Origin of the sequence: Actinomadura sp. 7K534 (assembly GCF_004348575.1) — a bacterium.
GTDB lineage: Bacteria > Actinomycetota > Actinomycetes > Streptosporangiales > Streptosporangiaceae > Spirillospora > Spirillospora livida.
Genome location: NZ_SMKB01000302.1, coordinates 1 through 7,601, shown reverse-complemented (window position 1 = coordinate 7,601; position 7,601 = coordinate 1). Strand labels below are relative to the sequence as shown.

Annotated in this window: 6 protein-coding genes and 1 pseudogene; 2 read left to right on the top strand and 5 right to left on the bottom strand. The window is 71.4% G+C overall.

Annotated features, from left to right (window positions below):
- A pseudogene (locus E1266_RS33480) lies at positions 1–1,465 on the bottom strand (hypothetical protein); the annotation flags it as partial.
- A 192-nt stretch (positions 1,466–1,657) separates the two neighbouring features.
- On the opposite strand from E1266_RS33480, the gene E1266_RS33475 reads away from it, so the two are divergent.
- Positions 1,658–2,404, top strand: a complete 747-nt coding sequence (locus tag E1266_RS33475) for an IclR family transcriptional regulator (RefSeq protein WP_268248589.1) — start codon at positions 1,658–1,660, stop codon at positions 2,402–2,404.
- A 53-nt stretch (positions 2,405–2,457) separates the two neighbouring features.
- Here the strand turns inward: E1266_RS33475 and E1266_RS33470 are convergent, their stop codons facing one another.
- On the bottom strand, positions 2,458–2,820 hold the full coding sequence (locus E1266_RS33470; protein ID WP_132053993.1) for a YkvA family protein: 363 nt from the start codon (positions 2,818–2,820) through the stop codon (positions 2,458–2,460).
- A 333-nt stretch (positions 2,821–3,153) separates the two neighbouring features.
- Here E1266_RS33470 and E1266_RS33465 point away from each other — a divergent pair, with 333 nt between their 5' ends.
- Positions 3,154–4,140, top strand: coding sequence for an alpha/beta hydrolase fold domain-containing protein (locus E1266_RS33465; RefSeq protein WP_132053991.1), 987 nt, complete (start codon positions 3,154–3,156; stop codon positions 4,138–4,140).
- A 57-nt stretch (positions 4,141–4,197) separates the two neighbouring features.
- Here the strand turns inward: E1266_RS33465 and E1266_RS33460 are convergent, their stop codons facing one another.
- The 3 genes from E1266_RS33460 to E1266_RS33450 all read right to left on the bottom strand — a co-directional run bounded on the left by E1266_RS33460 (position 4,198) and on the right by E1266_RS33450 (position 7,457).
- The gene (locus tag E1266_RS33460; protein WP_132053989.1) at positions 4,198–4,824 is read right to left on the bottom strand and encodes a septal ring lytic transglycosylase RlpA family protein; all 627 of its coding nucleotides are present in this window, start codon (positions 4,822–4,824) and stop codon (positions 4,198–4,200) included.
- 546 nt (positions 4,825–5,370) lie between these two features.
- The gene (locus E1266_RS33455) at positions 5,371–6,078 is read right to left on the bottom strand and encodes a hypothetical protein (RefSeq protein WP_132053987.1); all 708 of its coding nucleotides are present in this window, start codon (positions 6,076–6,078) and stop codon (positions 5,371–5,373) included.
- A gap of 269 nt (positions 6,079–6,347) precedes the next feature.
- Positions 6,348–7,457 carry a ferritin-like domain-containing protein gene (locus tag E1266_RS33450; protein WP_132053985.1) on the bottom strand — a complete coding sequence of 370 codons (1,110 nt, stop codon included), beginning with the start codon at positions 7,455–7,457 and terminating at the stop codon, positions 6,348–6,350.
- Between the last annotated feature and the right edge of the window lie 144 nt (positions 7,458–7,601).

The following is a 7,601-nucleotide window of genomic DNA, read 5'->3' as shown; positions in this document are numbered from 1 at the left end:
CCCCCGGACCCGCCCCTCCGGCGCCGCCGGGCGGCAGCGGGAACGCGCCGCACTCCTCGCCGGGCCGGCATCCGTCACCGCCGAAGGACGTCTCGGGGCCCGCGTGCGGCGTCCCGTGCCCGCCGGGCTCGTCGGCCGTCCGGGGCTTCACCGCGCCGCCTGCGGACGGCCTGCCGGTGGGCGCACCGCCCGCACCGGGCGGCTTCCCCGGCTTCGCCGCCGCCTCAGGCTTCCCGTCCTTCGGCTTCCCGCTCACCTTCGGGTGCCCACCGGCCTTCGGGTCAGCCCCCTGCTTCGGATGCCCCCCGGCCTTCGGGGTTCCGCCAGATTTCGGGCTCTCACCGGGCTTCGGCTTTCCGCTCGCCTTCGGCTTCCCGCCGGCCTTCGGATTCGCACTTACCTTCGGGTCTCCATCCGCCTTCGGCTCACCACTGGCCTTCGGCATACCGCCAGACGTCGGGTTCCCGCCGGTATTCGGGGTCGCGCCGGACTTCGGGCTCCCGCCTTTCGGGCTCTCACCGGACTTCGGGTTCGCGCCGGACTTCGGGTTCGCGCCGGACTTCGGGTTCGCGCCGGACTTCGGGTTCGCGCCGGACTTCGGGTTCGCGCCGGACTCCTGGTTCGCGCCGGACTCCGGGTTCCCGCTGGTCTTCGGGTTCCCGCTGGTCTTCGGGTTCCCGCTGGTCTTCGGGTTCCCGCCGGACTTCGGGTTCCCGCCGGACTTCGGGCTTTCTCCCGGCCTCGGGTTCCCGCTCGCCTTCGGCTTCCCGCCACTGGGTGTTCCGGCCTGGCACGGCCGACCGCCCGTGCACGTCCCGCCGCCCCCACCGGCAGTTGTCGTCGGTCCGGACGCTTCGCCACCGGGCTCGCCCGAGTCGCCGGACGGGCTCGGCTTCGGGCCGCTGGGCGTGCCCGCGTCGCAGGGACGTGGCTCCGAGACCTCCCGGCACTGCTGGACGTCCGTGCTCGGCTCCGGAGCGCCGGGTTGGTCGATCACCGCGCGGATCGAGCGGCTCTCGGTGTTCGCGGCGTCCGCCACCGCGAGGACGCTCAGCGGCATCCTGGGCCCCTCCGACCCCGACCCTGCCCCCGTCCTGCGCGGCAGTTGGACGGTGGCCGTCCGTTCGACCGCCTTCTCGCCGACGTCGCCCAACGCGCACCGCAGCACATCCGGAGCGGCCTTAGCGCAACTCGACGAGAACGTCGCCCAAGACAGCGGCCACTCAGCGGCCATGCGCAGCGTCACGTCCTGCGCGATGCCGCCTTGGGCATGCACGCGGACCTTGTACGTCAGCGCAGGGCCCTCGCCCGTGGTCGTGCTGCCGGCCGCCGCCATGGTCATCAGCAACCGGACACCGGACGAGCGCTCCCCGAGCCCCGCGGCCGCGGCCGGGCCGGCGAGCATCAGCGGCGGTACGGCCAGTGCGATCGCAGCCCAGAGTGTCCTTCGGCCCCCCGTGTGCAACCCGTTCCCCTCTCGCGCTTTCCGCTGTCCCTACGGCTGCCAGGGGGGCGGCGATACGGCGCCGGGCACACAGGGTTATTGCCAGGTTCGGCGCGCGTGTAACGTGCATCACTCTGACGAACGCACGTCTTCCGCAGAGCGAAATCGTTTCTCCGTAGAATCGGGTGAATCGTCGGGGAGAGGAGACGCGGGGTGGCGGAGGCCGTTCGGTCGCTGGAGCGTGCGTTCGATCTGCTGGAGCACCTGGCGGACGCCGGGGGCGAGATGGCGCTGTCGGAGCTGACGGAGGTCTCCGGGCTGCCGATGCCGACGATCTACCGCCTGATGCGGACGCTGGTGAACCAGGGCTACGTGCGCCAGGAGCCGTCCAAGCGCTACGCACTCGGCCCGCGCCTGGTCCGGCTCGGCGAGGGCGCCAGCCGCCTGCTGGGCACGTGGGCGCGCCCGGTGCTGGCCCGCCTCGTGGACGAGGTCGGCGAGACGGCCAACATGGCCGTGCTGGAGGGCGACGAGGCCGTGTACGTCGCGCAGGTGCCGTCCAGGCACTCCATGCGGATGTTCACCGAGGTGGGGCGGCGCGTCCAGCCGCACTGCACGGGTGTGGGGAAGGCGCTGCTGTCGCAGCTGCCCGACCAGCGCGTCACGGAGATCCTCGCCCGCACCGGCATGGCGGCGCACACGCCCAACACGCTCACCTCCCCGGACGCCCTGCTGTCCGAGCTGGCGCGGATCCGCGAGCAGGGGTACGCGCTGGACGACGAGGAGCAGGAACTCGGGGTCCGCTGCGTCGCGGTGCCCCTGCGGGGCGCGCCCGCGCTGACGGCGATATCCGTGTCCGGCCCGTCGGGGCGCATGACGCGCGAGGCCGTCCCGAACGTCGTCCCCATCATGCGGGAGGCCGCCGAGCGCTTCGCCAAGGAACTCGGCCCTAGCACGTGAAAGCGAGACCACCGCACGGACGGTCTCGCCTTCCTGGAAACCAGTAGCTCTTGTCAGTCGACGGGTTCGCCCACGAGGACGGTGGGCCGGCCCCCACGCTCCCAGGCGACGAAGTCACCCGCGGACTTGACGAGGACCGTCGCCATCCACAGGGCCATGCCCGTGTCGTCGGCGATGCCCACCACGGGGATCATGTCGGGGATGGCGTCGATCGGGGAGACGATGTAGACGAACCCCAGGGCGAGCAGTCCGAGCGTCTTGAAGGACATGCCCTTGTACTGGCCGCGGAGGACCGACTTGAGCATCCGCGGTACGGCCCGCGCCCGCTCCCACAGACCAGGGGCGTCGGGTTCCAGGGTCTCGCGATAGATCTGCCAGGCCTGCCCTGCGGCGGCCGCGTTGCGCTTCCTGTCCACGAGCACTCCTCAGACGGACGTCGGGAGGGCGCGCCCCCGCGGCGCCCACGTTGTCTACGACGCCACGAGTGCCGGAAATGTTCCCCTCGGCGGGCCCTGCGGCGAGGCTCACACCCGTCCCGGCGAACCGCTGCCGGACTGATCGCGAAATTGCCGGACGAAACACCAAGGGCCGCGTGAGAAGGCTCACTCTCGCCGCGCACGCGCGGCGGTTCACGGCGTGTTGCGCGGCGTTCACTGGAAGCATGTCGCCCGCGGGAGGAGCGCCGCCTCCCCCGGCACGACCGGCACGCCCGGCACGGCCGTCGACCACCGCAGGAGCCGAAGACCGATATGAGCGGCGACCATACGCATCCCGTCCATGGCACCGCGGCCGGCGATTCCTACGTCGCGCTGCCCCCGACCGCGGTCGACGCGTCCCCGGCGGGTCCGACCCGGGTGATCGTGGCCTGGCCGGGCTTCGACCCGCCCCGCACGGCGCGGGCGCTGGCGGCGGCGACCCCGATGACCGGCGTCCCGGTGTGGCGCGTCTACCTCGACCTGCCGTGCAGCTCGCCCGGCGGGCTCGAATCGGGCGAGATCCTGCGGACGGAGGCCATCGAGACGTACTGCGCGGCGGTCGAGGACGCCGTCCGGCGCCTGCCATCGGCCCTGGCGGACATCCGCCGCGACCTGGCGATCCCCGACGGCCCCATCGGGCTCGCGGGGTTCAGCGTGGGCGGCGCCGCCGCGCTGCTGGCCGCGGCGCGCGACGTGGTGCCGGTGAGCACCCTCGCGCTCGTGGCACCGGTCGTCGCGCCCTCGCGCGCCGCGCGGGAGATGGAGAAGCGCTCCGGCCTCGGCCTCGCCTGGACGGACGAGGCCCACGAGGCCGCCGACCGGCTCGACCTCGCCACCGTCGCCGCGGACCTGGCCGGACGGGACATCGCGACCCTGCTCATCGGCGGCGCCGCCGACCGGGTCGTCCCAGCCCGGGAGATCACCGCGCTGCGCGACGTGCTTCGCCGGCACGGCACCGGGGCCGTGGAGTCCACGACGTTCCGCATGGGGCACGCGCTCGCCGCGGAGCCCGGCACCGAGGCGCACCCGCCCATCACCGAGGCCGTCCGGGTGGACGGCGTCCTCACCGACTGGTTCCGGGAACGGCTCGCCACCACGCCAGACGACCGGCTCGCGGGGGCTCCGCGGGCGCCCGAGAACGAGGACGTGCTGCCCGCCGACTCGGGAGACGGCGCATGGTCCCTCGATTCGGGCGGCGGTCCGCCCGAAGCCCGGGAGACCGCCGAGCCGTGGAGCGCGGGCGCGGGCAGCGCACGCTGAAACCGCCCGGCGGGCACGCTCACGCGCCCGCCGGGCGGGTTGTGCTCTATTGCTGGGTCAACCGCGCGAGAGGACCTCGTACCGGACCGGGATCACGCCCGAGCCCGTGCCGCCGACCTTCTTCATGGCGGCCCTGGACAGGTCCAGGCAGCGGCCGCTCACGAACGGGCCGCGGTCGTTGATGCGGATGGTGACGGAACGGTCGTTGTTCTTGTTCGTCACGCGGACCTTGGAGCCCATCGGCAGCGTCTTGTGCGCGGCCGTCAGGTCGCTCGGGTCGAAGGGCTCGCCGCTGGCGGTCATCTGCCCCTGCCAGTAGTACGAGGCTTCGCAGGACCCCGACTCCAGGACCTTCCGCTTCTTCTTCTTTCTGGCCTTCGGTGCCGGCTCCGGCGCCCGGCCGGCCGCCGAGTCCCGCCTGCTCTTCGGAGTCTTCGTCTTCTTCCGGGTCGGCTCCGGCGAGCGGGTCCCGCCGCGGGCCGCGCGCGTCGGTTCGGCGCGCGGTTCGTCCGCGAGCGGGTCCGCGGCCGTCGGCTCCGTTTGCGCCGCCCGCGCCGTTTTCGCGGGGCCGTCACTCCTGACCAGGGCGAACGCGCCCAGGCTGAGGACCGCGACGGCGGCACCGGAGATGATCAGAATCGTTCGTAGGCGTGCTCGAAGAAGACGCCTGACAGGGCTACCCACAGAGGTGTCCTTTGATCGGGGACAGGTCCCCGGACGCCCGGCGTGTCGTAACGCCGTGCTCGCGGCGCGTTCAGGCGACGTCGACCGTCCCCGAATCCCCCGCCGCCCGCGGGCTCGTGGGCCCGCACGCGCCGATCCCAAGGCGCGTCCGCGTCATCGCGGTCTGGCGTCCGGCAGGTGCGGCTGGAAAGGCATCTTCTTTTTTGATCACAGAGACGCCGCACCGAGCGGCCTCTTTCGCCGTTGCCGGCCCCCGGCAGATGACCTCTCTGGCGGGCGGGCCGGGACGAAAGCGGTCCGTGGATGACCGTACGTTGCGTCTCGTGTTAATCAAGACGCAGAGCCCTGGTTTGTGGGGTTTGTCACCCGACCTTTTGCCGTGCGGAGTTGCTCGGAAGCGGTACGTAACCGGGCAAGATGATCGCCTTTACCTCCGCGAGAACCGCGATCTCGGGCATATAACCAGCACCGCGCGGATAATGAAAACGGAGCGTCCCACAGATGTTACGACATCCGCGAAACGCCCCGTTTTGATCAGTACTGGGATCAGCCGAGACCGCCCACGGCGGGCAGCTCCACACCGGACGAGTCCAGCAGGGACACCGGGCCGTCCCCCCGGCCCGCGGTGCGCTCGCTCGCCTTCAGCACGCGCACGACCTTGCCGACGCTGTTCCCCGCCTCGTCGAGCTCGCCGCCGGCCCGGTCGACCACGCCGTCGGCCTGTCCGAGCAGGTCCCCCGTCGGGCCGGGCTTCGCGGCCCGCGCGTTCGGCGGGAAGAGGGTGGTGCCTACCGGCAGCCCGGCCGGGCCGACCGCGCCGAGCGTGGCCGGGACGTCCGTCAGCAGCAGGCTCACCGGCGACTCGGCCTGGCGGGCCTCGCGAAGGCCGAGACCACCGCCGCCCAGGGTCTGGCCCAGGCCGGCGGTCCCGAGGAGTGACTGCGTCAGGCCGCCCAGGTCGCCGGCGGGCACCGCGCTCCCGAGCGGGTCGGGGTTGGCGCGCAGGCCGGATCCGGCCCCGGTGCTCCCGAGCACGCCGTCGACCTTGTGCGTGGCCTGCTCGGCGGTCTGCCCGGCGGTCCGGGACACGGAGTCCGGGAGCGCCCGGGTGACCGGCGCGGCCGCGGCGTAGCCCTCGTAGAGGAGCTCGGTGGACGGGCCGGGCGCGGCGTGCGCGGGCGCGGCCGCGACGGCGAGCGCGGCGGCCGGCACGAGGACGGAGACGCTCAGCAGGCTCTTGACGGATCGGTACATGCTTCCCCCCGGGAGTTCTTCGGATTTGACCCTGCACGTGTGATGTGCGCCCCGCGGTCGGCAGTTTCCGGCGCACCGTCGACCGGCGACGCTAGTACAGCCCGGAGACGCGCACGGCCATTTGGAGAAGCGATTGGTAAACCTCATATAGATCTACGGATTCGCTGACCGGAAATTCCGGGGTCACCAAATGGCGACAAGCTCCGACAAACAATCCGGGAATGCGAAACGGGGACGCCCGCAGGGCGTCCCCGTCCGGTACGTGCCGGCTACTCGGCGGTGCCGCCGAGCGTGATGGCCTCTTCGACCTCGTCCTTGCGCGCGGCGAGCTCGGCCGCGTAGCGCTCCTCGTCGACCTTCTCGGCGATCTCCTCGTCCTGCTTCATGAGCGCCTCGAGGTCGGCCTTGGCATTGTCGAGGACGCCCATGTCGGCGTAGGCGGCCTGCACCTTGTCGCCCCACAGCCCGACGTCCCGGACGCACGGCACGATGCGGCTGAACAGCAGCGACTGGTAGAGCGTGTACATATCCGAGTTGTCGACGTATTCCATGCACTTGTCGACCGGCATGTCGAGCTGCTCGAAGATCTCGCGGCCCTTGAAGCGGTCCCGCATCAGGTAGCAGCCCTCGACGACGAACTCCTCGCGCTCGGCCCGCTCCTTGTCGGTGAGCTCGGCGTAGTGGTCCTTGAGCGCGAGCCGGCCGAACGCCACGTGCCGCGCCTCGTCCTGCATGACGTAGGCCAGGAGCTGCTTGACCAGCGGGTTCGTCGACATGTCGCGGTAGAGGCCGAACGCCGCGAGCGCGAGCCCCTCGATCAGGACCTGCATCCCGAGGTAGGGCAGGTCCCACCGGCTGTCCTCCAGCGACTCGGCGAGCAGCTTCGCCAGGTCCTGGTTGATCGGGTAGTACATGCCGATCTTCTCGTGCACGAACTTCGTGTACAGCTCGACGTGCCGCGCCTCGTCCATCGTCTGGGTGGCGGCGTAGAACTTGGAGTCGAGGTCCGGCACGGTCTGCACGATCCTCGCCGACACGTTGAGCGCGCCCTGCTCACCGTGCAGGAACTGGCTGAACAGCCACGATCCCTGGTGCCGACCGAACTCGTCGCGCTCCTTCTGCGACATCTTCTCCCAGATGTCGGAGCCGAAGAGCGGGTTGAAGTTCTCCGGCAGGCCGGCGATGTTGACCGGATCGACCTCGAGATCCCAGTCGATGCGCTTCTGCGCGTCCCACTGCTTGTCCTTGCCCTTCTGGTACAGGTTCAGCAGCCGGTCGCGGCCCTCGTCGTATTCCCAGGTGAAGCGGGTGTCACCGGCCATGGGGACGTTCCACGTCTCCGTCGGCACCGGCGTGGAGTAGAGGTCGTAGGAACTCACGGGGGGATCCTCCTCGGGGGGATGACGCCGCGCGATCGCGACGCGGGTGTGCTCCGCCCACGGCTTTACATACCTTAGTAACATGTAAAGCCCACGGAAACCAGACCCGGCGGGAACCCCGCCCCCTCAACCGACCCCCTCAGC